Raw genomic sequence first — 25,087 nt, forward strand, 5'->3', positions numbered from 1 at the left:
GGACCTCGAACCGGAACCACCGTAATGCTGGCCTTTCAAGATCTGTAACAATGCACATTTGCCGTGTGTCGCATAGTTCAGCGGCCGGCACCGAACTCTGCGATTACGCGTTGCGGCTGATCGTGTCGCGCGTCTAGCTTCCTGCGAATGCACTTGATCTTCTATTCGTCGGCTGGCTGGCAGGCCTGGGATGTCTCGCGGAAGCCGGCGATCCGGCAGGCGATGCCGGTGCTGATCGACGACGATCTCCGGTTCGAGGACGCTGCCGGTCCACGTGCGACGACCGTGGTGAATCGGTGGCTACGCGAGCTGCCGGTCAACGGCGCTCCGTCCGCGAACTCGTGGGAGGTCTACGCGCGGGTCCTGAAGGGTTGGCTGGTCTTCCTCACAGCCCAGGACATTCCGGTTTTCGGGTCGCGGCAACAGCTGCGTGCCGGGCTGAGCATGTACGCCGGGCATCGGCTCGCCGGTCCGCTCGACATGAGGGTGTCCGAGTCGACCTGGAATCTCTACGTGGTGGTCCTGGCCCAGTTCTACGACTGGGCTGTCGAGGAGGGACACGCCACGGCGGTGCCGTTCACCTACACGATGGCCAAGCGGCTGGTCGAGGACCGCCTCGTCGAGGTCCGCAGCAATCTGGCGAAGGTGCGCGCACCGAGGCCGCACACCACGATCAAGTACTTGGTGCGGGACTTCTCCGACCTGTTCGTACGTGCGTTGGAAGGGCTGCTCCCGGATGGCAGCCCCGATCCCGCCTTCCGGGGACTGAATCCGGGTCGCAACGCCGCGATGGCCAAGCTGGTGCTCTCCAGCGGGCTTCGGCGCCAGGAGTTCACCCACCTGCTGGTGCACGAGCTCCCGCCGTTGCCGTCGGCACCGTCACCGTTGCCGATACCGCTGCACGTACCGTCGGCGATCACCAAGGGCCGCAAGGCCCGCACCACCTGGGTGTCCTACGACGCCCTGGCCGCGGTGCACCGCTACATCGCGCTGGACCGCCGGCTCGCCACCGACGGCTCGGCGTGGCGCCCGGCGGATCCGCTGGTCGTGACCGATCCTGACTGGCGCGGCGCGCGGATCAACGGCACGCGGGTCGCCTGGGCCATGCTCGGGCGCCGAGCGGCAGCGGCTGGTCGACGCGGGCGGGGGTCCTGTCTGCTGGGCGTCCAGGTCGGCGGCGAGCCGTTCCTCGACTGGCCGACGGTGTTCCGCCGGGCCGGTGATGACATCCGCAATCGGTTCGAGCCGCGGATTCCCCACGTCAAACCGCATCGGCTGCGTCATTCGTTCGCTTTGTTCACGTTGGAACAGCTGGTGGCGGGCTACTACCGGCAGGCCGCGAAGCTGGTCGCTGACACCGACGACAACGCCGCGATGGCCCTCTACCTGACCAGTTCCGACCCGTTGCTGGTCCTGCGTGACCTGCTCGGGCATGTCTCCGTCACGACCACGGAAATCTATCTGTCCAGGTTGGACATGACCCGGGTCTTCCGGGACGCGTATTCCCACTCCGCACCGGGCGACGTCGTCTCCGGGGACGTGCTGGCCGAGGTCGACGCCGAGTTCGAGGATACCGAAGAGCTGGGGGTGAGCTGATGCCGGCGCGGGTGCTCACCGATCCGCTCGCGGTCCGGCTCGTCTTCAGCGACGCGCGGCGCTACACGCTGTAACTCGGCCAGTTCCCATGCGGTGAGCTGGTTGTCGATCTCGCGTACGCGTTGGCCCGGATCGCTCATCCGCACGGTCGCGTCGACTCGCGTTCCACCGTGGAGCACTACCGCACCGCGATCGGCCTGCTGAGCCGTTTCGCCGACGAACACGGGTTCCGTGGTGGCGCGGGCGCGCTGACCTGGCCGTTGCTGATCGAGTTCTGGATGGGCACCAGCCGCAACTGGGAGAACTTGACCCGGACCTTGTTGACGTCGTGGGACGCCGCCCGGGGCGGACTGTCACCACAGATCCGGGAACACCTGGCCGGCGAGCCGCTGAAAGCCGGGCCACGTCGCCGCACCGAGCCGTTCGCGCCGTACAGCACGACGGAATGGGACCCGCTTCGCGCCTGCTGCGAGCGCATCACCGACGACGCGCTACGCGGGCACCGTGCAGGCCTGAAGGCCGCGGAGCAGGGCGTGGACCCCGCGAACGGGCAATGGACGCGAGAGAACGCGCTCTGGCTGCTCAGCCGACACGGGCCGCTACTGGAAAGGCAGATCAGCGCCCACGTGGAGCTGCACCACTCGACCATCCTGAAACGGGGCGGCTTCGCCGGCCACGCGGGTGTGCTGTTTCCTACGGTCGACGTCGCCCTAGCCTACCGGCTGTCGTTGGGCACTATGACGGGCATCGTGCCGGACGGACTGGCCGACCTCGAACTCGGCGATCTCGACTGGGCCGGTGACACGACCGTTCTGCTGGACTTCGTCAAGGGCCGCGGCGGACCCCAGAGTCTGGTCCTCTCGCCAGCTGCGGTGCGTGTGCTGCGGCGGTGGCTGGAGCATTCCGCCCTGCTGCGGACCTTCGCCGCGCCCGAGGACCGCGGCAGCCTGTGGCTGGTGTACTCGTCCCGCTACAAGGGCAACACGGGCTCGGTAGCGGTGCCGCGGTTCCACGAGACGACCGTGTTCCGGTGGATCCGCAGGAACCGGCTGCTCGGCGACGACGGGCAGCCTTTCCGGCTGCACAAGCACCGCATCCGCACGACGTTCGAGAACAACTGCGACACCAGTGCCTGGACCGGCCGCGCCACAATCGACCCGCACCACAGCGCGCGGGTCGAGGGTGACCACTACCTGTCACGGCCGACGCCGACCCAGCGGCACGCGATCGACACCGTCATCAAGGAAGCGCAGGCCGACCTCGTGCGCAAGCCCACACCCCGCTCGTGCTGGCCGGTGAGGACCTCGAAGCAGCCGCGCAGGCGCTGCCCACGGCGGTGCGGGAGCTGGTGATCACACCCGAGGTTGTCGGTGAGCTGGTCGGAGGGACGCGGGACGTGTTCACCGCGGCCTGCGTCGACCAGCTCGCCGGGGTCCCACGGCCCGGTCGGGCGACCGTGTCCGGCACGGCCCTGGGTGTGCCTGCTGTGTCCGCTTGCGGTGTTCGCGCCACGGCACGCGCCGAACCTGCTGCGGTTGAAGGCGTTCTTCGCCCGTCAGTTCCGGCAGATGCCGACCGCGCAGTTCATGGCCGTGTTCGGCGCCTACGCCGATCGCCTGGACCAGGACATCCTGCCCAGGTTCGCGCCGGCCGTGCTCGCTTCCGCCGCATCCGGGGTACGCGAGCACGACGACGAACTTCCGCTCCGCCCCGAGGAAGGCACGACGTGACCGCGACTACCAGCTCGGAGGATGTTCCGGCGTCGCCGTTCTCGGGCCGTCGGGTGCACACGCTGATCGGCGTCGACATCGAGCACGGTGCCCCGCAGCCCTGGTTCGACGACGAGTGTTGGCCGCTGACCGGTGTCCGCAGCCTACCCGTCCAGGTGCGTCCCGACCGGGTCGTCTGGGACTTCACCACGATCGTGAATCCCGCGTGGCGCACGGTCGCCAAAGAGTTCCTGATCGCGATGCTCGCACTGCGTCACGAGCGCGTACTCGCGCTGCCCGCGGCGCGGCGGGAGCCGATCGCCGTGATCACGGGCTTCAACCGACTCCAGACCACCCTCGGCTGGTTCAATTGGCTCGCCGAGGACGGTGTCGGCTCGCTGCATGAGCTCACGCAGGACCACTGCGACCGCTATCTCGTCCATCGGCTGGAGTCCGGCGCGTCGGCGCAGGCGATGGCGGCCGAGGTCTCCGTTGTCAAAAATCTCGCGCGGTACGGCGAGCTGTTCACCACCGACCGCTACAGAGGTTGAATGGTCAGGATTAGGGTGGCTCTGGGGCGAGGGTGAGGCCGGTCTGGGCGAGGAAGCCGGTCAGGAGTTCGGGTCGGTACTGGATGCGCTTGAGCCGGTTCCGCACAATCGTCGACCAGGTGGTCGATGCCGTGGACGAGGAGATTTCCCAGGCCGCGCTTGAGATGTGACCAGACGTGCTCGGTCGGATTGAGCTCGGGCGCGTAGGGCGGTAATCGGATGACGTGCAGCCAGGTCCGGGTCGTGATCAGGTCGCGCATGGCGTGGCTGGTGTGGGTGTTGAGGTTGTCCCAGATCAGCACGATTTCGGCCTTGAAGTACTGGTGTGCGGCGTCGTTCGCCCTTGCGGGCGCGGTGGATCTTGAGGCGGTATAACAAGCGCGGGCGTTGTTCGGGTTCCGCGGGGCGGACGCAGAACAGTCCGGCGACCGAGAGGCGGCCGGACCCTTTGCCCCACACCGGGATCGTCGGGGTCTGTCCGCGTGGCGCCCAGGTCCGGGCCTTCGGCGGACGTAGCGTCTGTCCGGCCTCGTCCTCGAAGCACAGCCAGGCGCCCCGTTCCGCCGCTACCGTTTTCCCGCCGGCCACGTCTCCCGTCGCCAGGTGACGATCGCCTCCTCGTCGCGCTCGATCGCCCGGTGCGCGGGCACCTGCGGAGAAAACCCCATGCGGTGCAACAGATACGACACCCCGCGCAGCGTGTAGCGGACCCGGAACAACCGGCCGATCAGGTCCGCGACCCTCGCCAGCGTCCACCGCTGATCCTCAGTGTAACCGTGCGCGGCGGGACCTTCCTCCAACGCCGCGGCCAGCCGATCCACCTGCTTCGGCGAGAGCCTACAGTCCGCGACCGAAGGACCCTTCGACACCAATCCACCCTCGCCGTCGGCCAGCCAGCGCCGCCGCCACACGTACACCGCGTTGTGCGACACCCGCAGCCGCCGGGCGATCTCCGGCACCGACACGTCCTGCACGAACAGCTCCGCCGTACCCGCGCGGGTTCGAGCCGTGGCCCGGCAGGTCCGCCGCCGCTGTCGCCGGCGTGTCCTGGGCCGCCGTCGGCAACACCACGCCGGCCGTGCCCGAGCACATCCTGTGGCCGGCGCTGCACGCGGCGCTCTACCTCGTCGACCGCATCGGCCCGCGACTGGTCGACCTGCTCCACCGGCTCCGCGCCAGGCTGGCCGAACCGAGGATCCACGGCTGGCCCAGCCCGGCGGAGCTGACCACGGCGATGGCCTCCTGGGTCGAGCGGCGCCGCCCCCTGCCCCAGGCCGACGCGAAGGTGGTCCGAGACCGCCTGGCCGACGGCTGGGAACCCGACGACCCGCTGCTGCACCTCAACCTGTCCGAGTTCTTCCGTGACCTCGGCCGGCGGGCGATGCCGTCCTCCTACCTCGCGCGAGCGCGTCCGCTGCTCGTCGAGGTCGCCTGCCAGGTGGGCTTCGCGCCGTGCTGGGAACGGGACGCGGCCGAGGTCGACCGCGCCGACGGCACCGGACGTGTCCCGTGGACGGTGCCGCTGACCTCGCAGCCGGCCACCGACCTGCCCTTCGCCGTCTTCAACGCCTGCCTGATCGTGGTCGCCGCGCTCAGTGGCATGCGCACGAGCGAGCTGATGGAACTGACCACGCAGTCCTGCCCGTCGCCACGCGAACACGGCGAGACGTTGTTCCGGTACAGCATGGCCAGCCGCCGGATCAAAGGTGAAACGCGCAGTGACGTCGCCGACGAATGGGTCGTGATCGAACCCGCCTACCGCGCGGTCGCGCTGGCGACCCGCCTGTCCCACAGCGAAAAGGGCATCTCCCACTTCCAGCCCGAAGAGTCGATCTTCGCAGGTTCGAGTTCGCCACCCGGTTCGCCACCTTCCGCAGGTCAACAGTCCTGCGGGTACGCGGCTCGGTCTCCACCCCATCCCGGCCGGGCGCTTCAACGCCCGGGAGTTGCGCCGCACCCTGGCCCTCGAACTCGCGCACCGCCCGCAGGGGCTGTTCGCGGCGAAGATCCACCTCAAGCACATCTCGGTCGCCACCCCCGAGGGCTACACCCACCGCCCCGGAGGCTCCCGGGCCAAGTTCCACGCCGAGATGGTCGCCGAGGAACAGGCGCACCGCCGCAAACTCGCCGCGGTGGCCTACCGCGACTACCAGGGCGGGATCCGCCCGGCCGGGCCCGGCGCGAAAGCCCTGCTGGCCACGTTCGCCTACGTCGACGAGGAACTCGCCCGGCTCGCCCACATACAGCCCACCGTGGTGGCCACCGACCGGCACATCGAGCTGCTGCTTCAACGACGCGCCGACACGCTACGTGTCCAACCGGCGAACTACTGCTGGTTCACCGATCCCGCCAAGGCCCTCTGCCTCAAACTCGCCGGAACCCCGACCGCGACCGCGCCGCTGGCCGGGCTCTGCGACGCGGCGCGATGCCCACAGGCCACCTTCCATCCCCGGCACCGCCCGGTGTGGGAGAGCAGCGCCAGGCACACCGGGACGTTCCTGGGCAACCCCCGCGTCCCCGCAGGCGAGAAACGGCGGCTGACTGCCGAACACGACCGCGCGCTCGGTGTTCTCCAGGCCATCGACATCGCCGCCGAGGGACCTCGTGACGATCAGCGCTGCTCAACGCCGCAACACCGAGGACCGGATCCGGGCCGCCATCGACCGGTTGCTGCGCGGACAAGTTCCGCCCGGCGGCGGCTACGACGTGAAGCCCCTCGCTGCCGAGGCCGGCGTCTCCCGCGCCGCGCTCTACCGCACCTACGGCCACCTCAAGACCGAGTTCGAGCAGAGACTGGCCCGGCTGCGCGCCGACGGGCACCAACCCGATCCACGCGCCGCCAGATCCTGCGCCTCAAGGACGACAACGCCCACCTACGTCGAAAACTCGCCGAGCACCAACTGGAGATCCGCGACCTGACCGAGTTCAAGACGACCGCCGTCTCCCGGCTCGCCGCGCAGCACGCCGAGATCACCCGGCTGAGGGCAGCCATCGCCGATCACGGACTCCGGTCGGTCGTCCCGCTCGTTCAGGCTCCGAGCACCGATTCGTCGACCTCCACCACGACCGGGTCGTGATCAGTGCACAAGCCGACGACCTCCGCCCCGACCACACCGAAACCGGTCACCGCCGCATCGGGAAAGTGGTGGGTCGCGTACCAGCGGTCGATCCGGCGCGGCGAATGCCTGTCCGCCGGAAACCTGCCGGACGTGGGGGTCCAAGGCGCGTCGGCGATGCGCGCGCAGTCCCGGAACCGGGAGGGCCCTTCCAATCTGCGAGCGACGCTGCGGTCGGGCAGGCCGTGTTCGTCGAGCTGATAGGCGTGGTCGGGATACCACTCGACCCCGGCGTAGCAGTCGGGGTCGTAGTCGGTCACACCGCCGTCGGGCAACGTGACGGTGGTGGCGCCGAGCCCGTTCCAGTCGCCGCCGACAAGCCCGAGGATCGCGGTGCTGTTCATGGCACGCATGACCTGCCCGGCATCGGCCCAACCCCAGCCCAGACCCGGGTCGAACGGCGACAGCTGCACGCTGCCGACCCTCAGCCTCGGGCCGCCCAGGTCGAACACCGCGGTGACCAGCGAGTGCCACATGCCCGCCGGGCGGTGACCAGCGAGTGCCACATGCCCGCCGGGTCGCGCTCGAACCGGCCGATCATGCCCTTCACCGGCGTGAACTCAACTAACAGCACGATCACGCTCATGGTCTTCCACTGCCGCTCGGCCACCGCCCGACCCGCGAACGCGAGAAGGGCGGTGAGCAGGATCGTGGTGCCGACGCCGGGCAACCCGCCGGCGGCCACGGCGTGCGCGGCACGAGCCAAGACGGGTCGACCCGTGTGGGAAGCAGGGGCCACTGCGGATCCGGCACGATCAGCGGTGTCCGCGCTTTCCTGATTGTCGCGCTGCCGAGCCGGGGAATCCGTCGGTTCCGGCGGCCTGCCACCGGCCCTCCGCGGTGGTCAGCGGGAAGGCAGGATAATCCACAAGGCAATGTAGATCAGGAACTGCGGGCCGGGCAGCAGACAGGACAGCACGAACAGGAGCCGGACCGTCCCGGGCTTCATGCCCCACCGCTGCGCCAGTCCTGCGCACACGCCGGCGATCCTGCGGTTGTCGCGTGGCCTGCTCAACGTCGAGCTCGTCATGTCCGTCATCTCCGTCGTGGGTTGTGGGCGTATCAGCGATGGCGTCCGCCGAGTCGGGTGGGGCGGGCCGGTCGAGGGTGCGGGGTTCAGCCGAGGTTGTCGGTGTCGAAGGTGTTGCAGCGGGTGGGGTCGCCGGTCTGGTAGCCGGTGGTGTACCACTGCTGGCGTTGGGCGGAGGTGCCGTGGCTGAACTGGGTGGTGTCGATGCGTCCGCCGCCGAATTCGCGTTGGATGTAGTCGTCGCCGATGCGGGAGGCGGCGTCGAGGGCGTTGGCGACGTCCTGGTCGGTGACGCCGGTGATGAGGGGTTTGCCGGAGGCGGTGGGGATGGTGGTGGCGTGGTGTGCCCAGGCGCCGGCGTAGCAGTCGGCCTGCAACTCCAGCCGCACCGAGTCCGACTTCGGACCTTGGCGGGTGCGCACCCGGTCGGACGTGCCCAGCAGGTTCTGCACGTGGTGGCCGTATTCGTGGGCGAGGATGTAGGCCTCGACGAACGGGCCGCCGGTGGCGCCGAACTTCTGCTGTAGTTCCTGGAAGAAGGTCAGGTCGATGTAGACCTGGGCGTCGGCGGGGCAGTAGAAGGGGCCGACGGCGGAGGTGGCGTTGCCGCAGCGGGTCTGCACGCCGCCGGAGAAGAAGTTGGTCTGCGCCGGCTGGTAAGTGCGGCCGGAGCGGGCGAACTGGTCGGTCCAGAAGGCTTGGATCGAGTTGATGAAGGCGACCGCCCGGCAGTCGGCCTCGCGGTTGGCGTCCGCGCCGGTGCGGCACTTGGTCCTGATGGCCTCGGAGTCGACCTGCTGGCCGCGGTTGACGTCGCCGAACCCGGAGCCGGCGGGCAGTTGCGGGGTGCCGCCGATCTGGGACAGCACGAGGTAGATGATCAGGCCGACGATGCCGAGGCCGCCGCCGCCCAGGGCGGCCCGGCCGCCGATGCCGCGTTGGTCGGTGACCTGGGAGGTGTCCAGTTCGGCGCCCTCGTTGAACTGCACCCGCGTGTCCTTTCGGTGCGGTCGAGCAGGGTTCGGGCGGTTGAGGTCCGCCAAGGGTGGTGTGGCGCGATCGGGCGATCGTGGGCCGGTGACGCGGTGCGGTCCCCGCTGCGCGTCGTGCCCCGGTCGGTGGTCAGTCCGGTGGGGACGTCTGGTCGTTTTTGACGTAGGTGGGGTGCAGGTGCACGGGCTGCTTGGCGCGTTTAGCGCGGGCACGCAGGTTGAGGAACTCCACCAGGATGGAGAAGGCGATGGGGCCGTAGACGTAACCCTTGGGGATGTGCTGGTCGAAGCCCTCGGCGATGAGGCTGCCGCCGATGAGCAGCAGGAACGACAGGGCCAGCATCTTCACGGTGGGGTGACGGTTGACGAACTCGCTGATCGTCTTGGCCGAGATGAGCATGATGACCATCGCGACCACGACGGCGGTGATCATGATCCCGAGTTCGTCGACCATGCCGACGGCGGTGATGACCGAGTCGAGGGAGAACACCACGTCGAGCACGAGGATCTGGGCGATCACGGAGGCGAACGACACGGCTTTGCGGGTGCTGCCGTGTTCGGTGCCTTCGAGTTGTTCGTGGATCTCGTAGGTGGCTTTGCCGAGCAGGAACAGCCCGCCCAGCAGCAGGATCAGGTCGCGTCCGGAGATCTCCTGGCCGAGTGCGGTGAACAGCGGCGCGGTCAGGCCGATGACCCAGGACAGCGAGGCCAGCAGCAGCAGGCGGGTGATCAGGGCCAGGGACAGGCCCAGGACGCGGGCGCGTTGTTGTTGGTGGGCCGGGAGGCGGCCGGCGAGAATGGAGATGAACACGACGTTGTCGATGCCGAGCACGACTTCCAGCAGCAGCAGGGTGCCGAAGGCGACCCACAGTTCGGGGCTGAGCATCCAGTCCATGTGCGGGCCTACTCCTTGCATCCTGGCGGCGGGTGGTCTGTGGGCGTGGACATCGGGGAACGGGCGGCGCGGCAGGCAGTTCTTGGGAGTGGCCGCCTGCCGCGCCGGTCTGAGGGGGTCAGACCCGTTTGCGGCCGTACATGCCCGCGGCCAGGGCGACGCCGCCCGCGGCGAGGGCGACCTGGATGACGATCTCGATCCAGTCGATGCCGCGGGTGTCGCCGACGCCGAGGGCGTTGGCGATGAACGTGCCGATGATCGCGGCGATCACGCCGATCAGCATGGTCAGCCAGATCGGGATGTTCTGCTTGCCGGGCACGACGAGCCTGCCCAGCGCGCCGATGATCAGACCCACGATCAGTGCGCTGATGAGTCCGGAAACGGGCATGTCCACTCCTTGCACGAGGTTGGGTGAGCTGCAATTACCCGGTCGACGACCGGCTCACTCCTCGAAGGCCATGTCCTCGCCGCCGCCGTCGTCGCCCTCGAACGCGTCGTCCAGGACCTCGCCGAGGATCATGCCGCCGACCATGCCGGCCGCCGCGCCGGCGACCACGCCGCCCATGCCCGAGCCCCGGTGATGACCGTGGTGGTGGTCGTCGTGGTGGCCGCCGTGGTGCCCGTACCCCGGCTGGCCGTAACCGGGCTGGCCGTAGGCGGGCTGGCCGTAGGCGGGCTGGCCGCCGAAGGCCGGGTTGCCGTGTTGCGGGTAGCCCGCCCCGTGGGCGCCGAAGGCGGAGTGGCCGCCGCGTTCGGCGATCTGCGCCATCCACCGGTTGATCGCCGAGGCCCAGTCGGTGTGCAGGGCGTCCTGGTGGGACACGTGGAACCGGCCGAACGCATCACTGCCGGAGGAGAACATGCCGCCGCGCTTGTCGGCTTCCAGCACCACCACGAGCTCGTGGGGGTTGGTGACGAAGGTCAGCTCGACCTGGTTGACCCGGCCCGCGTACTGGCCGGGCGGGAAGAACTCGATCTCCTGGTAGAAGCCCAACTCCTGGTTGACGCCGTGGATGCGGCCGGCCTCGACGTCGGCGCTGCGGAACTGGAACCCGAGCTGTCCGAACGCCTCCAGCACGCGGTCCTGCGAGGGCAGCGGGCCGACCAGCAGCGGGTCGAGGTCGCCCTTGTCGGGGGCGCCGGAGATGACCAGTTCGGTGCGTACGCCGACGGTCATGCCGGGCAGCTGCTGCCCGCCCACGGCGGTGATCGGCGTCTCCCACGGGATCGGGAGCTGGAACGGCACCGTCATCGGCTGACCGGCCGGAACCCGCACGCTCTGGGCGACGGCGACACGCAGGAATTCCGACACGCCGCCGAACTCGTGGTCGCCGTGCTCGACCTCGACGCGGGTGACCAGCGACAGCACGATCTGGTCGATGTGGGCGTCGTTGCTGCCGCCCTGGATGCGCACCTGCCCGGTGATCACCTGGCCGGGGGTGGCGTGCGGGGTGTCCAGGACGGTGTCGACGGACGGTCCGCCGACGCCGAAGGCGCTGAGCATCCGTTTGAACATCAAGGTTTCCTTCCGGAGGGTGCGGGTGCACGGGTGGTGCGAAGCGGGGTGTCGGTCTCGTCCTCGAAGTCGCCGATCAGCTCTTCGAGGAGGTCTTCCAACGCGGCGATGCCGATCACGCGGTCCTCGTCGTCGGCCACCAGCGCCAGCTGCGCCCGGTCGGCGCGCATCGCGGTGACGGCGCCGGCGACCGGCATGGCGGCGGGCAGGGTCAGCGCCGGGGCCATCATGTCGCGGGCGGTGGCCCGTTGCCCGGCGGCAGCGGCGCGCACGGCCTCGCGGATGTGGACCAGCCCGACGAAGCGGCCGTGCACGTCCATCACCGGGAAGCGGGAGCGTCCGGACTCGCGGCTGCGGCGTTCCACGGCCTGGGCACTGCTGTGCTCGGACACGCTCAGCGTGTCCTCGATGGGCACCATGACCTGGGCCAGGGTGGTGTTCTGCAGTTGCAGCATCCGGGTCAGCAGCCGCTGCTGACCTTCGGGGATCAGGCCGTGTTCGGCGGACTGGCGCACCAGCATCCGCAGGTCCTCGGGCCGGTGGGCCTGCGCCAGCTCGTCCTGCGGCTCGACCTTCATCGCCCGCAGCAACGCGTTGGTCACGCCGTTGAGTCCGCTGAGGATCCACCGGACCGAGTGCGCGAACGCCCGGAACGGCAGCGCCAGCAGCAGCGCCGAGCGCTCGGGATGGGAGATCGCCCACGACTTCGGCGCCATCTCGCCGACCACCATGTGCAGGAACACCACCAGCACCAGGCTGAGCGTGAACGCGATCCCGTAGGACACCCCCGAGGGCAGGCCGGTCGCGAGCAGCAGCGGGTCGACCAGGTCGGCCACCGCGGGCTTGGCCAGCGCACCCAACCCCAGCGTGCACAGCGTGATGCCCAGTTGCGCGCCGGCCAGCATCAACGACAGCTCGCGGATACCGGCCACGGCCGCGCGGGCGGCGCGGCTGGTCTCGGCGTCCTGCTCCAGGCGGTGGCGCTTGGCGGCGATGAGCGCGAACTCGGCGGCCACGAAGAACGCGTTGGCCACCAGCAACACCAGGGAGATCAGCAACGACCAGGTGGTGCTCATCGGGCATCCTCCCGAACGGCCGTGGCCAGCACGACGGACGAGGGCACGTTGCGCGCGACCTCGGTCACCCGCACCGACACGCCGTCGAAGCTGATCTCGTCATCCACCCGGGCGGTACGCCCCAACCGGCTCAGCACCAGCCCGGACACGGTGTCGTAGCTGTCGTGCTCGGGCAGCTCCACGCCGGTGGCGTCGGCGATCTCGTCCACCCGCATCCGACCGGGCACCCGCCACATGCCCTCGCCCAGCGGTTCGATGGCGTCCTCGACCGGGTCGTCCTCGTCGTGGATCTCCCCGACCAGCTCCTCGGCCAGGTCCTCCAGCGACACCACCCCGGCGAACCCGCCGAACTCGTCCACCACGCACGCCAACTGCCGACGCTCGGCCCGCAGCCGCTCCAGCACCGCGGGCAGCGGCAGCGAGGCGGGCACCACGAGAGCGGGGGAGGCGACGTCACCGATCAGCGCGTCCGCGCGCCGCTCGGGGTCCACGGTCAGCACCTCGGCCAGCCCGACCACGCCGCGCAGGTCGTCCAGGTCCTCGCCGAAGACCGGGAAGCGGGAGTGGCCGGTGTCCAGCAGCTCCACCACCCGGACGACGGGCTCGTCGGCGCGCACGGTGTGCACCATCACCCTGGGGGTCATGGCCTGCTCGGCCACCAGGTCGCGGAACCCGAGGCCGCGTTCGAGCAGCCGGGACAACTCGGCGTCCAGATGGCCCCCGGCGTTCGCGTCGGTGACGATCTGGCGCAGGTCCTCCGGGGTGGCTCCCTGCGGCAGCTCCTCCACCGGCTCGATCCCGACGGCGCGCAGCAGGCGGTTGGCCGTCGCGTCGAACAGCCGGATGATCGGGCCGGCGATCTTGAGGTAGGCCAGGGTGGAGGCGGACAGCGCCTTGGCCAGCGGCTCCGGCCGGGCGATGGCGAAGTTCTTGGGCAACAGCTCGCCCAGCACCATCTGCACCACCGTGGCGAACACCAGCGCGACCACCATCGACAGCGACACCGCCACCGCCGGGGACAGACCGGTCAACCCCAGCAGGCCGGCCAGGCCGGTGCCCAGCAGCGGCTCGGCCACGTACCCGGCCAGCAGCGCGGTCACGGTGATGCCGAACTGGGCGCCCGAGAGCATGAACGACAGCTTCTGCGTCACCCGCAGGGCCCGCTCGGCGGCCTTGTCGCCGTCCTCGGCCATCTGCCGGAGTCGGCCCCGGTCCACCGCCATGTAGGCGAACTCCTGGGCCACGAAATAGCCCGTGGCCACGGTGAGGGCCACGATCGCGAGCAGGCCGGTGAAGATCAACACGGCGCACCCGCCACGCACGGGGAAACTATGATCAGCCGGGTCGTCGCACCCGGCCGACTACTACAAGGCTCTGTGTCGGCACCATCAGGCATGCTTCACACTAGCACGCGACACTGTACGGTTGACGGTGAGTGCCCCGGAAGAGGAGGTGGCGGTGACCGAGGTTCTGCTCAGGATCGGCGAACTCGCCGCCCGTGCCCAGGTCAGCCCCCGCACCGTCGACTACTACACCAGCCTCGGGCTCCTCACGCCGGCCAAGCGCACGGCGAGCAACTACCGTCTCTACGCCCCCGCCGACGTCGACCGCATCCACCTGGTCCAACGTCTGGAGGTCCAGGGAGTTCCCCTCGAGGAGATCGCCGCCGCGCTGACCACCGGCCAGGTCGACGTGGCCTCGATCCTGGACCGCATCGACACCGACCTGCGCGCCCTGCAAGCCGCCTCGGAGACCGCCTCGCCCGAGCTGCAGGGCCTGCTGGCCGCCATCGCCACCAGGGTCCACTCACTGATCACCGTCGCCCTGCAGATCCCCCCGGACCTGCTGCTGCCCTGACCCCGGCACCTCCGGCGCCGACCCCCGTCGCAGCCGCACCTCGGTGATCGCGTGGTGCTCCACCCCCAGCACTTCGATCGTCCACCCCGACACCGTCACCCGATCACCCGGCCCGTCGGGGATCCTGCCCAACACGACCAGGACCAGGCCGGCGATGGTCGCGTAGTCGCCCTCCGGCGCGTCGGACAGCTCCACCCCGAGATCGACCAGGTCGTGCGCGGGGAAGGCGCCGGGCAGCACCAGCGAGCCGTCCTCGGCGGCCCGGACCGCCATCACGTCGCGGTCGGTCTCGTCGTAGATCTCCCCGACGATCTCCTCCAGCAGATCTTCCAGGGTGACCATGCCCGCGACCGCGCCGTGCTCGTCGACCACCAGCGCCATCTGCTCGCGCTCGGCCTTGAACCGGCGCAACGCGTCCGACACCCGCACCGTGTCCGGGAACACCAGCGCCTCGCGGGTCACCTGCGCCAACGGCACGTCATCACGCAGCAAGTCGCGCAGGTGCACCACGCCGACCAGGTCGTCCAGGTGCCCGCCGCGGGCCACCGGGGCACGCGAGTGCCCGGAGCCCGCCAGCTGCGCCCGCGCCGAGGCCACGTCCAGCTCCGCGGCCAGGGTCACCACCGACCGGCGCGGCACCAGCACCTCCCGCAGGCGGCGCTCGTGGATCTCCAACGCACCGGAAATGATCATCCGCTGCTCGGCGTTCAACCCGCGCTGCGCCGACACCAGCTCCCGCAGCTCCTCCGGCGACATCTGCTCCGACTCCGCGTCCGGCTTCCCGCCGAACAGCCGCACCACCAGGTTCGTCGAGGCGCTCAGCGCCCACACCGCCGGCCGCGAGATCGTCGAGAGCACGTCCAGCGGGCGGGCCACCAGCAGCGCCCAGCGCAGCGCGTTCTGCATCGCCAGCCGCTTGGGCGCCAACTCGCCCAACACCAGGGTCAGGAACGTCAAGACCACGGTGACCAGGGCGATCGCCACCGCGCCGGCCGCGCCGCCCAAGAAGTCCAGCAGCGGCACCAGCGGCTCGGCCAGCGACACCGCCGCCGTCGCCGAGGCCAGGAACCCCGCCAGGGTGATCCCGATCTGGATCGTGGCCAGGAACCGGTTCGGATCACGCGCCAGCCGCACCAGCGTGCGCGCCCCGGCGCGGCCGTCACGCTCCAACGAGCGCAGCTGACCCTCGCGCAGCGAGATCAACGCCATTTCGCTGCCCGCGAACACCGCGTTGAGCAGCACCAACACCGCGACCAGCGCGATGGTGAAACCGTAGCCGTCCACACCCACTCCGCATCCCCGACCGAGTGGCGAAACGCTACTGCCTCAACGCCCCGCCCACCCGGCGAAGCCCACGGCGCGTCCGTCACCCACGCGCGGTACCCGCCGGTCGTGCGGAAAGCCGACGGGGTGCGGGCCTACAGGCTCGCACCCCGTCGTATCAGCGACCGCGTGACGCTACTTGGCGGCCTGGTCCAGGTCCACCAGGGCCGCGGCGAGCTTGAAGTACTTGCTGGTCCCCAGGTCCCGCACGGTCTTGATCCCGAAGGCCGCGGCCAACTTCTCCGCGTCACCCCCGCTGACCCCGGCCAACGCCGCGACCGGCGCGTCGAGGACCTCGGCCACGGTCAGCCCCTCGAACGCCTTGTCCAACTGCTTGGCCAAGTCCACGGAAACAGCCACTGGTGACTTCCCCTCACGCTCATAGTCGATCATGACCGTGTCACCCTATCGGGCCCGTGATCCGCTTCGTCGCCTATGACCGGATCGTCACCCATCCGGCCCCCGTCGCGCCGCGCGACCGGAGTCGGTCGCGCCGTTCCCGATCGCAGCGCGGCACCTTGCGTGGCGGCTGGCGACTGTCGGCTCACTACCGGGGTGTGCGTGAGCGGGGATCGGCGAACCATGCCTTGGCGGAGGTCCTGAGCGCCTCCAAGTCGAAGTCGGCGCAGGTCATCGTCACGTAGGCGTCGACCGCTTTGAGCTGGGCCGTCTATCCCGGTTCGGCGCCGGCTACGACCTTGCCGCCCTCCGGGCTGGTGACATAGGTCCGCAGCGGGTCCAACCGGTCGGCGGGCAGGGTGGTCGGGTAGTGCACGCAGGTGCGCCCACACCGTCTTGCCCGGCGGGTGCTGCGTGCTGCCCCACGCCGAGGCCAGCCTCGCGACCAGCAGCAGACCGCGGCCGCGGGTGCCAGCCGACTGCGGCCCCCGCGGCGCGGGCGGTGCCGACGAGCCGTCCTCGACCTCGACTCGCACCCGGTCGTCGCCGGCCAGCACGCGCAACCGCACCGGGGCGCCGGTGTGGTCGTAGGCGTTGGCGACCAGCTCGTTGACCACCAGCAGCACGTCGTCGAGCAGATCCTCGTCCAGCGGCGGCAGCACCCCGGCGGTCCAGCGGCGCACCACCCCCAGCGGCGGCCGCCCGGCCAGCTCCAGCACCGTCGCGTCGGGAACGTGCACAGGCCGGTGCGGCGCGGGACCGACGGGCGGCCGGGACTCCTCGTCCCGCGCTGACGCAGTGCTCACCCTGCCCATCATGACCGCAACCGGTGTCGAATGGTATTCGCGTCCGCGCGACGCGCCGTTCCGCAGCCGGTGCCGTGACGACTATGGCCACCGCGTGACCAACGCGATGGGCTCCTCGGCCGTCGACCAGGACGTGGTGCTGGACGTGCTGCTGGTGGAGGACGACGCCGGCGACGCGCTCATGGTCGCCGAAGCCCTAGCCGACAGCGGCGTACGGCTGCACACCGTGCGCGACGGCGACCGGGCGCTGGCGTTCCTGCTGCGCACCGGCGAGCACGCCGACGCGCCCCGGCCCGCACTGGTCCTGCTCGACCTCAACCTGCCCGGCCTCGACGGCCGCGAGGTCCTGACCCGGGTCAAGACCGACGAGACGCTGCGCGCCATCCCGGTGATCGTGCTGACCTCCTCACAGGCCGAGGCCGACGTGCTGGCCGGCTACACCGGCCACGCCAACGCCTATGTCACCAAGCCGTCCGACGCCGAGGCGTTCGCCACCGCGGTGCGGCAGGTCGGCACGTTCTTCGGCACCGTGGTGAAGCTGCCCGGCTGACCGCGTCACGACCGACGGCGGGGTCAGAACAGCGTGTCGCGCACTCGCAGCGGCCGGTACCCGGTCGGGCCGAGCAGGGGCAGCTCGCCCTCGACGTCGACCTCGATCGCGCCGAAGGAGTTGATGTTCTCCGAGTGGGCCGGGGAGATGTGCGCCAACACCTCGTCCTCGACACGCCGGCCGGACCGGCGCAGCGACTCCACTGCCAGGCCGTAGTACTCGGTGGTCCAGGCGATCACCGCGCGTTGGTCACCAGCGTCAGGCACCACGCCTGCTCGGTCTGCTGCTGAAGGTGCCGGGCCCGCATCGCGCCCTCGTCCGCGTAGAGCAGGTCGCGTTTGAGCGCGTGCAGCGACTCGCCCTTGTTGAGCTGCCGCGAGATCCGCCGCCGATAGTGGGTGGGTCGGCCAGATAACGGGCGGCGTAGACCGTGCGCAGCAACGCCCCGTACTCCTTGAGCGCCGTGGACAGGGCGTTCTGCCGCCCCGGCGCCGAGAGCTTGCCCACCAGCGGCGACGCGGTGGCGTGCCCGAACTGCAACGACCCGGCCACCCGCAGCAGGTCGTCGTAGTGCTCGGCGATCAGGTCGGTGTTGAGCCTGCGCGTCAGCAGCGGCCCGGTGCGCGGGAACGCCGCCGCCACCTCCGCCCCCCGGCCCGCCCCCGGCCCGGCCCGGCCCGGTACAGGGTGACCTTGCCCAGGTCCCGGATCCGCGGCGAGAGCTGCAATCCCAGCAGGTCGAACAGACCGAAGTTGACCAGCGTCATTATGTGGACAAGTCAAGGCGTTCCTCCACGAGCGTGTCGTCGGCGTTGTCGAAGGGCTGATCGAGGTCGGTCAGCAGCTTCTCGATGCGTTCGGCGGTGCAGTTGTGGCGTTCGACCTCGCGGTCCCAGCCCCGGCCGGCGGCGTCGGTGGCGAGGGTCTGCTCAACCTGTCGACGGGCGCGCAGCCGAGGCGCGTAGGCAGGGGTCGTGACGAACTTCGCGCAGGTCAGGTAGAGATCGCACTCGCACGGCCCTTCCTGCGGCAGCCGCAGGCAGTAACCGAGTTCGAGCTCGGTCTTAAAGAAGTTCGTCTTCAGCCAGTCGACGGCTTCCTCCGGCAGGGCGCCGGACTTCAGCTCGTCGGCGGCCGGACCGGCGATCGTGGCACCGAGAGTGAGGACCGTCTTGTAGTCCCGCAGTACTTCCTGGTCGCTAATCTGGGCGTAGACGAGCGCCATCGAGACGCTGGAGTGCCCGAGCACCTTCATGATCGTGTGGAGCTTGGCGCCGCGCTCGGCGAGCTGGGTGCCGACGGTGTGCCGGAACCGGTGGGCGGTGACGGTGCCGCGTCCCTGGCCGTCGCGTCCGCCGGGGCGGACCAGGCCGATGGCCTTGCAGGCTTCCTGGATGGGCGTGTCGAACAGGTAGTAGGTGGACAGCAGCTTGCCGTGCTGCATGAACAGGTAGCGCACCGGCTGCCCGGTCAGCTCGTCGGTGAACGGCCGTTCTCTGCCGTCCCTTCGCAGGTCGACGACCTTCTGCAACGCGGTGGTGCCGTCCTCGTGCAGGGGGACGACGCGCTCCTTGTAGGTCTTACGCGCGGGCAGCCGCAGCCGCCCGGTGCCGTCCGCATAGCGGTCCAGACAGTCGATCGGCAGGCGGCGGATCTCGTCGCGTCGAGCGCCGGACCAGCGGGCAACCAGCAGGGCCGCTCGTTGGAACGGGCAGGCGATCTCGTCGACGACGGGCATCAGCCGGTCGAGGTCGTCGTCCGGGATGAACCGGGGGATCTTGAGCGGCGATTTCGGGGAGTCGCCGGGGCCGAGGAGGCTGTGGCCTGGGACGTCGTCCCACTGCCAGGCGGCGGTGTCGCGGAAGAGCTGGCCGAGCCCGGAGGCGCGCTGGATGCGGGAGACGACGCCGGGGGGGTTTGCCGGTGCGTTCGGTGGGTTCCTCGGCGATGTGCTGGAGCCAGGCCAGGCAGTGGTCGCGGGTGACCTCGGCGAAGGACTCGATCCCGGGGTGGTGCTCGCCGAGCCAGTCGCCGAAACGGCGGACCGCCAGCTCCAGTTTGTCCACCGTGGAGGGCCGGTCGGTCAGTCGGCGGGCGGCCAGCCACTTGTCGGCGACAGCCTGCATGGTGGGCGGCAGCACCAGGGGCGGCTTCCACCCGGGCATCAAGCTTGCGGGGTTGCTCAGCGACCTGGCCGCGGTGGGTAGAGCACCACCTGGAGCTGGTGCAGGTGGGTGATCCAGTTCTTCGCGGCGCCGTCGCGGTAACGCTGCGGCGAGGGGTAGAACCTCTCCAGGTCGGGGTGTTCGGCGAAATGCCGGATGGCTTCCAGTGCCTCGACGATGTGGTCGTTGGTGATCGCGGTGACGTCGAAGATCCCGGTGTGCAGGGCGATGCGGCTGACCGACCAGTGCATCGCCTGCCGGGCCGAGTTCCGGTCGAAGCCCAGCGCGACGGCCTCCTCGACCAGCTCCTTCGCCCAGGTCGATGCCCAGTGCCTCGGCGGGCTCGACGACGGCGAGCTGGCCGGGGGCGAACAGCCACGGGTAGTCGAACGTGGCGTATCCACGCAGGCCCAGGTGGATCAGGTAGGTGCGGGCGCGGAAGGACACCGGGTGAGACGGGTGGTGGAACGACTCGCCGAGCAACCTTACCACCCGCTCGACCAGGGGCGCGGCGAACCAACCGGCCAGCGTGGGCCAGCGGTCGACGAACTGCCGACGCCACCGCAGCTTCATCAACCGGTACTGGGGGTTGCCGCCCTGGGCCTCGACGTGCGCCTTCCACTCGGCCTCCGTGCAGTGCCGCCTGCGACGAGGTCGGGTGACGGCCGCGGGACTGGCCGCGAGGGCCGCCGCCGACACGGAACCGGCCCTCACCGGGCCTCTCCCGCATCGCCGCGCCGGTTCCCGAGGGCGTGGCTGTAGTCGGCGACGACCGCCGGATCCGAGACGCGGATGTAGATCCGGGTCGACTCCGGCGACGCGTGCCCCAACCGCTTCTGCAAGGTCAGCTCCCGCATCCCGCCCTCCCACATCCGCGTGGCGTGTATGTGCCGCAAGGCGTGCGGCGTCACCCAGGGCTCGCGGATTCCGGCACGCACGCAGGCCCGCGTGAACATCCGCACCAGGCCGCCATAGCCCAGCGGCTCCAGCCGTCGCCGACCCTTCCCGCAGATGAGGAACACCAGCGTGGTGTCCGCGTCGTCGGGGCGCTCGGCCATCATGTAGGCGCTCACCGCGGTCAGGGCCTCGGGCTCGTGCAGGTCGACGACCCGCTCGTAGCGGGACTTCGACCGGGCGCCTTTCGGGTGGTCCTCCCGGTGGCGGACGACCACCCGCCGACGGCCGTAGGCGACGTCCTCCAGGCGCAGCCCGAGTGTCTCGCCGGGCCGCAGGCCGCCCTGGAGCATCAGCAGCACGATCGCCTTGTCGCGCACGGACCGCAGTTGCGCCAACAGCGCCTCGACCTGGCGCTCGTCCAGGGGGCGCGGAACCTGCTGCACGGTCTTGACCCGCACCGCCCGGCGGACCGGCCGCTGACGGCTGGCCCTGCCCATGAACGGCCGGTGCCGCTCCGACACGCGGGCCAGCGCCGGGTCGGGGCGCTTCTCGATCGGGTTCGCCCGGTCCAACCGCCCGGCCAGGATCAAGTACTCGTAGAACGACGACACGGCCGCCAGGACGCGGTTCACCGTGGTCCCCGCCAGCTTCGTGGCAGGGACGCCCGCGTCGCGGGTGGCCACCGTGAGCGTCATGCGCTGTCGGGGTCGACGGGACGGCACGGAACGCAGGTACTCCAGCAGCGCGATGGCGTCCGGCGGGCCGAACCTGTCCCAGCTCAAGCCCCGCTCGGCGAAGAACCGCCACAGGTGCCGCAGGTCGTACGCGTAGGAGACCAACGTGTTCGGCGAGAGGTTCCGCGCCGCCAGGAACCGCAGGAACCCCGAGACGACCTCGACCGGCTCGCCGTCATCGCCGAGCAACTCGATCTGGTGGGAGCCGTTCTCCCACCGGTGCTGCACCCGCACGGACACCTCCGAGACTGCCCCGGACGGCAGCCGGACCGACCGGCTGTTCGGACCAACGGGGCACGAGGTGTCCAGGTAACTACATCCCCGTGGGTGTCGGTGGCGTGCTCGGTGACCGGGATGTCGGTGGCGTTGCCCAGGATCTCGTCCAGCACGTAGTGCGCCTCCCGCCTCGTCCACCGTTCGAAGCGATGTCGCGTACGTCAACCGTGGCCGGGTGCGGCCTGCCGGCGCGGAAGAAGCTGACGGGGTGCGGGTTCCGAGTTCGCACCCCGTCGACACGTCGTGTGCGTGGGTCTCTTGGGACAGACCCGGCGGACACCGAAAGCGCCCGGTCGAACCAACAGCGGCGCCGTGGTCTGGCGTGGCTGTCCCGATGTCGCGGTCTGACACTGCAGGTGAGGGCCCGTGTAACCGCGGATCGGGCCTGCCCCTCTGTCGACTGTGGTCGCCGGTGTCAGGTGGTCGGAGTGGGCTTGAACCTGCGTTGCAGGGTGGTGACGACGGGTTCGACGAGTCTGGCCGCGAGGGGGCCGAGGATGGCCATGAGCAGGACGTAGGCGGTGGCGAGGGCGGCGAGTTGGTTGTCGACGGCGCCGGCGCTGACGGCGAGTCCGGCGATGACGATGGAGAATTCGCCGCGTGCGACCAGGGCTGCGCCGGTGCGGGCGCGGCCCATGCGCGCGATGCCTTGGCGTTTGGCAGCCCACCAGCCAGTGGCGATCTTGGTCAGGGTGGTGACCAGTGCCAACAGGACGGCGACGCCGAGGACCGGGGGGATGCTGGCGGGATCGGTGTTGAGGCCGAACACGACGAAGAACATCGCGGCGAACAGGTCGCGCAGGGGTTCGAGCATCTTGGTGGCGTTCTCCGCGGTGGAGCCGGAGATGGCGATGCCGAGCAGGAACGCGCCGACGGCGGCGGAGACCTGGAGCTGGGACGCGATCCCGGCGACGAGCAGTGCCGCGCCGAGCACGCGCAGCAGGAACACCTCGGGTTCGGGGCTGTCGACGATCATCGACACGTAGCGGCCGAACTTCAGGGCGACCACCAGTACGACGGTGACCACGACCAGGGAGATACCGACGACGGTGAAGCCGCCCAGCAGGGTCGCGCCGGCCAGGAGCGCGGTGAGGATCGGTAGGTAGACGGCCATCGCGAGGTCCTCGAAGACGAGGATGGACAGGATGACCGGGGTTTCACGGTTGCCGAGCCGGCCGAGGTCGCCGAGGACTTTGGCGATGATGCCGGAGGAGGAGATGTAGGTGACGCCCGCCATGGTGATCGCGCCGACCGGACCCCAGCCCAGCATCAGCGCGACGGCGGCGCCGGGCAGGGCGTTGAGGACGATGTCGAGCAGGCCGGCGGTCCAGGACCGTTTCAGGCCGGTGACGAGTTCGGTGGCCGAGTACTCCAGGCCGAGCAGGAGCAGCAGCAGGATGACACCGATCTCGCTGGCGAGGCGGGCGAACTCCTCGATGCCGTGCAGCGGGATGAGACCGCCGGAGCCGAAGGCGAGTCCGCCGACGAGGTAGAGCGGGATGGGCGAGATGCCGATGCGCCAGGCGAGTCTGCCGAGGAGGCCGAGGCCGAAGAACACGGCCCCCAGTTCGATGAGGGAGATGGCGGTGTTGTGCATGCTGCCGGCTCAGCCGTTCTCGAGCACGTCGGCGGCCTTGGCGAGTCCCTTCGCGGTGCCGACCGCTACGAGCAGGTCGCCGCCACCGAGGAGGAAGTCCGGGCCGGGTGAGGGGTGCGCGGTTCCCGCGCGGACGACCGCGACGACCGACACGGTGGGCGGGTGCGCAGCGCGGTGTCGCCCAGTGGCCGGCCGTCGTAGGGCGTGCCGGGGAACAGCGGCAGTTGCCGGGTGTCGACCCCGTCGAGGTCGCGGTGCTGCTTCTCCAGCTGGGCCACCAGTTGCGGCGCGCCGAGCAGGGCGGCCAGCGCAGCGGACTCCTCATTCGTCAACGGGACGGACGCGGCGGAGGAGTCGGGGTCGTCCTGCTTGTAGATGACGAGGTCGAAGTGCCCGTCCCGGTGGGTGATCACTCCGATCCGCCGGCCGGAACGGATGACGAAGTCCTGACGTGTGCCTATCCCGGGCAGCGCGTCACCTCGACGTTCACGCGCGTCACGCTACAAGGGGGATGTCCGGTTCGTCCCCTCTCTGCTTCTGCCGTGGCGTTGGACACAGTTGTCGGGAACCTCCGGGGTGGCCGATGCTGTCGGCCACCCCGGATGCGATACGGCGGGTGTCACAGGAAGTAGCGCAGCCAGACGTAGACCCAAGCCATCACGGTGCTCAGCACGGTCACGACGATGCCGTACCTGGTGAACTGCCAGAAGCTGATGTGGTGGCCGGTGCGCGCGGAGATGCCGATGGCGACGACGTTGGCGCTGGCCGCGACCGCGGTGCCGTTACCGCTGAAGTCGGCGCCGAGGGCGAAGGACCACCACAGCGCCTGCCCGGTCGCGGGGTCCGGGACTTCGGCGACGATGCCTTCCACGATGGGGCTCATGGTGGCGGCGTAGGGGATGTTGTCGAAGAAGGCGCCGAGGACGCTGGAGCCGAACAGCAGCGCGGTGGCCGCGAGGAAGTAGTTGTCACCGACCCCTTGCACGGCCCAGCTGCCGATCGTCTCGATGACTCCGGTGTGCACGAGACCGGCGACCATGACGAACAGGCCCATGAAGAAAGCCAGGGTGTGCCATTCGACCTCGCGCAGGACGTCGCCGACGTCGGCGCCGGTGGCCAGCATCATCAGCCCGGCGCCCAGCAGGGCGACGATGGCGGGGTCGAGGTGGAGCACGGAGTGCAGGCTGAACCCGACGACCACCACGGCGAACACGGCCAGGCACCGGCGCAGCATCCTGGCGTCGGTGATGGCCCGGCGCTCGTTGAGCGCCATCACGGCGGCGACGTGGTCGGGGTTGTACTGGAACGACTTGCGGAACAGCACCCGGGTCAGCAGCACGAACACCGCGAAGATGACGCACACGATGGGCGCCATGTGCACCAGGAAGTCGGTGAAGGTCAGCCCGGCGCGGCTGCCGATGATGATGTTGGGCGGGTCGCCGATGAGCGTCGCCGCGCCGCCGATGTTGGACGCCAGGACCTCGGCGATCACGTAGGGCTGGGGTGCGATGCGCAGCCGGTTGCACACCACGATGGTCACCGGGACGACGAGCATGATCGTGGTGACGTTGTCGAGGAACGGCGACGCCACGGCGGTGATGGCCATCAGCATCACCATGAGGCGGTACGGCTTGCCCCTGGCCGTCTTGGCCGCCCAGATGGCGAGGTAGTCGAAGATCCCGGTCTGCTTGACGATCCCGACGATGACCATCATGCCGAACAGCAGGAAGATGACGTTCCAGTCGATGCCGGCGTGCTCGGAGAAGAACACCTCGGCGCCGGGGACCAGGCCCAGGATGGCCATCGCGCCCGAGGCGATGAGCACCACCTTGAGCTTGTCCGCCTTCTCGGTGGCGATGAAGAAGAACGCCACCAGGAAGATCGCGAGAGCGAGGACCGCGCTCATCGGTCACGACCCGGAGGGCCGGTCCGGCCGTCGGCGTGGCCCGAGCGGGCGATGGGTTCGCGGCCGGGTGGTCGTATGGTCGCGGCACTCGGGCAC

General features: G+C 70.0%; 29 protein-coding genes and 4 pseudogenes. 8 read left to right on the top strand and 25 right to left on the bottom strand.

Annotated elements, in window-relative coordinates:
• Nucleotides 1–147 precede the first annotated feature (147 nt).
• The 4 genes from A6A25_RS20515 (at nt 148) to A6A25_RS20525 (ending at nt 3,856) form a co-directional block, all read left to right on the top strand.
• Entirely contained in the window at nt 148–1,596 is a 1,449-nt protein-coding gene (locus tag A6A25_RS20515; RefSeq protein ID WP_073892370.1) for a tyrosine-type recombinase/integrase, read from the top strand.
• A gap of 170 nt (nt 1,597–1,766) precedes the next feature.
• On the top strand, nt 1,767–2,948 hold the full coding sequence (locus A6A25_RS20520) for a hypothetical protein (protein ID WP_083668506.1): 1,182 nt from the start codon (nt 1,767–1,769) through the stop codon (nt 2,946–2,948).
• Between the two features lie 183 nt (nt 2,949–3,131).
• The gene (locus tag A6A25_RS42340; RefSeq protein ID WP_143193297.1) at nt 3,132–3,326 is read left to right on the top strand and encodes a hypothetical protein; all 195 of its coding nucleotides are present in this window, start codon (nt 3,132–3,134) and stop codon (nt 3,324–3,326) included.
• On the top strand, nt 3,323–3,856 hold the full coding sequence (locus A6A25_RS20525) for a hypothetical protein (protein ID WP_143193298.1): 534 nt from the start codon (nt 3,323–3,325) through the stop codon (nt 3,854–3,856). Before A6A25_RS42340 ends, A6A25_RS20525 begins: the two co-directional genes overlap by 4 nt.
• Here the strand turns inward: A6A25_RS20525 and A6A25_RS20530 are convergent.
• The 3 genes from A6A25_RS20530 to A6A25_RS20545 form a co-directional block, all read right to left on the bottom strand.
• Nucleotides 3,844–4,158 (bottom strand): transposase, encoded by a 315-nt coding sequence (locus A6A25_RS20530; RefSeq protein ID WP_241828815.1) that lies wholly within the window; start codon nt 4,156–4,158, stop codon nt 3,844–3,846. The genes A6A25_RS20525 and A6A25_RS20530 overlap by 13 nt on opposite strands.
• A 264-nt stretch (nt 4,159–4,422) precedes the next feature.
• Complete coding sequence (locus tag A6A25_RS46645) at nt 4,423–4,830, bottom strand: winged helix-turn-helix domain-containing protein (RefSeq protein WP_198932787.1); 408 nt, start codon at nt 4,828–4,830, stop codon at nt 4,423–4,425.
• A gap of 418 nt (nt 4,831–5,248) precedes the next feature.
• Complete coding sequence (locus A6A25_RS20545; RefSeq protein WP_206745044.1) at nt 5,249–5,458, bottom strand: hypothetical protein; 210 nt, start codon at nt 5,456–5,458, stop codon at nt 5,249–5,251.
• Nucleotides 5,459–5,946: 488 nt separating this feature from the next.
• Here A6A25_RS20545 and A6A25_RS44785 point away from each other — a divergent pair, with 488 nt between their 5' ends.
• Complete coding sequence (locus tag A6A25_RS44785) at nt 5,947–6,933, top strand: hypothetical protein (RefSeq protein WP_198932788.1); 987 nt, start codon at nt 5,947–5,949, stop codon at nt 6,931–6,933.
• Here A6A25_RS44785 and A6A25_RS20555 read toward each other — a convergent pair.
• From A6A25_RS20555 to A6A25_RS20595, 8 genes are all read right to left on the bottom strand, one after another.
• Nucleotides 6,885–7,478 carry a hypothetical protein gene (locus A6A25_RS20555; protein ID WP_143193300.1) on the bottom strand — a complete coding sequence of 198 codons (594 nt, stop codon included), beginning with the start codon at nt 7,476–7,478 and terminating at the stop codon, nt 6,885–6,887. The two genes, A6A25_RS44785 and A6A25_RS20555, sit on opposite strands and share 49 nt — an antisense overlap.
• Nucleotides 7,479–7,816: 338 nt before the next feature.
• On the bottom strand, nt 7,817–8,011 hold the full coding sequence (locus A6A25_RS20565) for a PspC domain-containing protein (RefSeq protein ID WP_083668508.1): 195 nt from the start codon (nt 8,009–8,011) through the stop codon (nt 7,817–7,819).
• Nucleotides 8,012–8,088: 77 nt separating this feature from the next.
• The gene (gene ypfJ / locus A6A25_RS20570; RefSeq protein WP_073892384.1) at nt 8,089–8,991 is read right to left on the bottom strand and encodes a KPN_02809 family neutral zinc metallopeptidase; all 903 of its coding nucleotides are present in this window, start codon (nt 8,989–8,991) and stop codon (nt 8,089–8,091) included.
• 133 nt (nt 8,992–9,124) lie between these two features.
• The gene (locus A6A25_RS20575; RefSeq protein ID WP_073892386.1) at nt 9,125–9,889 is read right to left on the bottom strand and encodes a TerC family protein; all 765 of its coding nucleotides are present in this window, start codon (nt 9,887–9,889) and stop codon (nt 9,125–9,127) included.
• 118 nt (nt 9,890–10,007) lie between these two features.
• Entirely contained in the window at nt 10,008–10,277 is a 270-nt protein-coding gene (locus A6A25_RS20580) for a GlsB/YeaQ/YmgE family stress response membrane protein (protein WP_073892388.1), read from the bottom strand.
• Between the two features lie 54 nt (nt 10,278–10,331).
• The gene (locus A6A25_RS20585) at nt 10,332–11,405 is read right to left on the bottom strand and encodes a sporulation protein (RefSeq protein WP_073892390.1); all 1,074 of its coding nucleotides are present in this window, start codon (nt 11,403–11,405) and stop codon (nt 10,332–10,334) included.
• A complete protein-coding gene (locus A6A25_RS20590; RefSeq protein WP_073892392.1) occupies nt 11,405–12,481 on the bottom strand; it encodes a hemolysin family protein in 1,077 nt (358 codons plus the stop codon). The genes A6A25_RS20585 and A6A25_RS20590 overlap by 1 nt, the downstream gene beginning before the upstream one ends.
• Nucleotides 12,478–13,803 carry a hemolysin family protein gene (locus A6A25_RS20595; protein ID WP_241828816.1) on the bottom strand — a complete coding sequence of 442 codons (1,326 nt, stop codon included), beginning with the start codon at nt 13,801–13,803 and terminating at the stop codon, nt 12,478–12,480. The genes A6A25_RS20590 and A6A25_RS20595 overlap by 4 nt, the downstream gene beginning before the upstream one ends.
• 136 nt (nt 13,804–13,939) lie before the next feature.
• On the opposite strand from A6A25_RS20595, the gene A6A25_RS20600 reads away from it, so the two are divergent.
• Nucleotides 13,940–14,338 carry a MerR family transcriptional regulator gene (locus tag A6A25_RS20600; protein WP_073892519.1) on the top strand — a complete coding sequence of 133 codons (399 nt, stop codon included), beginning with the start codon at nt 13,940–13,942 and terminating at the stop codon, nt 14,336–14,338.
• Here A6A25_RS20600 and A6A25_RS20605 read toward each other — a convergent pair.
• Nucleotides 14,288–15,622, bottom strand: a complete 1,335-nt coding sequence (locus A6A25_RS20605; protein WP_073892393.1) for a hemolysin family protein — start codon at nt 15,620–15,622, stop codon at nt 14,288–14,290. The two genes, A6A25_RS20600 and A6A25_RS20605, sit on opposite strands and share 51 nt — an antisense overlap.
• 174 nt (nt 15,623–15,796) lie before the next feature.
• Nucleotides 15,797–16,021, bottom strand: coding sequence for a hypothetical protein (locus A6A25_RS20610; RefSeq protein WP_073892395.1), 225 nt, complete (start codon nt 16,019–16,021; stop codon nt 15,797–15,799).
• 56 nt (nt 16,022–16,077) lie between these two features.
• On the opposite strand from A6A25_RS20610, the gene A6A25_RS45595 reads away from it, so the two are divergent.
• The gene (locus A6A25_RS45595) at nt 16,078–16,305 is read left to right on the top strand and encodes a hypothetical protein (RefSeq protein ID WP_241828831.1); all 228 of its coding nucleotides are present in this window, start codon (nt 16,078–16,080) and stop codon (nt 16,303–16,305) included.
• Between the two features lie 150 nt (nt 16,306–16,455).
• On the opposite strand, the pseudogene A6A25_RS45600 reads toward A6A25_RS45595, so the two are convergent.
• Nucleotides 16,456–16,878: pseudogene (locus tag A6A25_RS45600) on the bottom strand (ATP-binding protein); the annotation flags it as partial.
• A 94-nt stretch (nt 16,879–16,972) separates the two neighbouring features.
• Here A6A25_RS45600 and A6A25_RS20620 point away from each other — a divergent pair.
• The gene (locus A6A25_RS20620; protein ID WP_073892521.1) at nt 16,973–17,416 is read left to right on the top strand and encodes a response regulator; all 444 of its coding nucleotides are present in this window, start codon (nt 16,973–16,975) and stop codon (nt 17,414–17,416) included.
• A 23-nt stretch (nt 17,417–17,439) separates the two neighbouring features.
• On the opposite strand, the gene A6A25_RS44790 is transcribed toward A6A25_RS20620, so the two are convergent.
• From A6A25_RS44790 to A6A25_RS20655, 11 genes and pseudogenes are all read right to left on the bottom strand, one after another.
• Complete coding sequence (locus A6A25_RS44790) at nt 17,440–17,682, bottom strand: Tn3 family transposase (RefSeq protein ID WP_198932789.1); 243 nt, start codon at nt 17,680–17,682, stop codon at nt 17,440–17,442.
• On the bottom strand, nt 17,652–17,798 hold the full coding sequence (locus A6A25_RS46380) for a Tn3 family transposase (RefSeq protein WP_338013222.1): 147 nt from the start codon (nt 17,796–17,798) through the stop codon (nt 17,652–17,654). Before A6A25_RS46380 ends, A6A25_RS44790 begins: the two co-directional genes overlap by 31 nt.
• 77 nt (nt 17,799–17,875) lie before the next feature.
• Nucleotides 17,876–18,058, bottom strand: a pseudogene (locus A6A25_RS46385) (Tn3 family transposase); the annotation flags it as partial.
• Nucleotides 18,022–18,183: a Tn3 family transposase gene (locus A6A25_RS46390; RefSeq protein ID WP_274534328.1), complete on the bottom strand. Its 162-nt coding sequence runs from the start codon at nt 18,181–18,183 to the stop codon at nt 18,022–18,024. The gene A6A25_RS46390 and the pseudogene A6A25_RS46385, both read right to left, overlap by 37 nt.
• Nucleotides 18,183–19,310 carry a tyrosine-type recombinase/integrase gene (locus A6A25_RS44800; RefSeq protein WP_338013223.1) on the bottom strand — a complete coding sequence of 376 codons (1,128 nt, stop codon included), beginning with the start codon at nt 19,308–19,310 and terminating at the stop codon, nt 18,183–18,185. The genes A6A25_RS46390 and A6A25_RS44800 overlap by 1 nt, the downstream gene beginning before the upstream one ends.
• A gap of 288 nt (nt 19,311–19,598) precedes the next feature.
• Complete coding sequence (locus tag A6A25_RS44805; protein WP_198932792.1) at nt 19,599–19,985, bottom strand: hypothetical protein; 387 nt, start codon at nt 19,983–19,985, stop codon at nt 19,599–19,601.
• Nucleotides 19,986–20,291: 306 nt separating this feature from the next.
• The gene (locus A6A25_RS20635; protein WP_073892398.1) at nt 20,292–21,446 is read right to left on the bottom strand and encodes a tyrosine-type recombinase/integrase; all 1,155 of its coding nucleotides are present in this window, start codon (nt 21,444–21,446) and stop codon (nt 20,292–20,294) included.
• A gap of 86 nt (nt 21,447–21,532) precedes the next feature.
• A pseudogene (locus A6A25_RS46870) lies at nt 21,533–21,622 on the bottom strand (Tn3 family transposase); the annotation flags it as partial.
• Between the two features lie 281 nt (nt 21,623–21,903).
• Entirely contained in the window at nt 21,904–23,085 is a 1,182-nt protein-coding gene (locus tag A6A25_RS20645; protein WP_073892401.1) for a cation:proton antiporter, read from the bottom strand.
• A 9-nt stretch (nt 23,086–23,094) separates the two neighbouring features.
• Nucleotides 23,095–23,575 (bottom strand): annotated as a pseudogene (locus A6A25_RS20650) (cation:proton antiporter regulatory subunit).
• Between the two features lie 129 nt (nt 23,576–23,704).
• Nucleotides 23,705–24,991, bottom strand: coding sequence for an SLC13 family permease (locus tag A6A25_RS20655; RefSeq protein WP_073892402.1), 1,287 nt, complete (start codon nt 24,989–24,991; stop codon nt 23,705–23,707).
• Nucleotides 24,992–25,087 lie beyond the last annotated feature (96 nt).

It is taken from the genome of Saccharothrix sp. CB00851 (assembly GCF_001905065.1).
Lineage (GTDB): Bacteria > Actinomycetota > Actinomycetes > Mycobacteriales > Pseudonocardiaceae > Actinosynnema.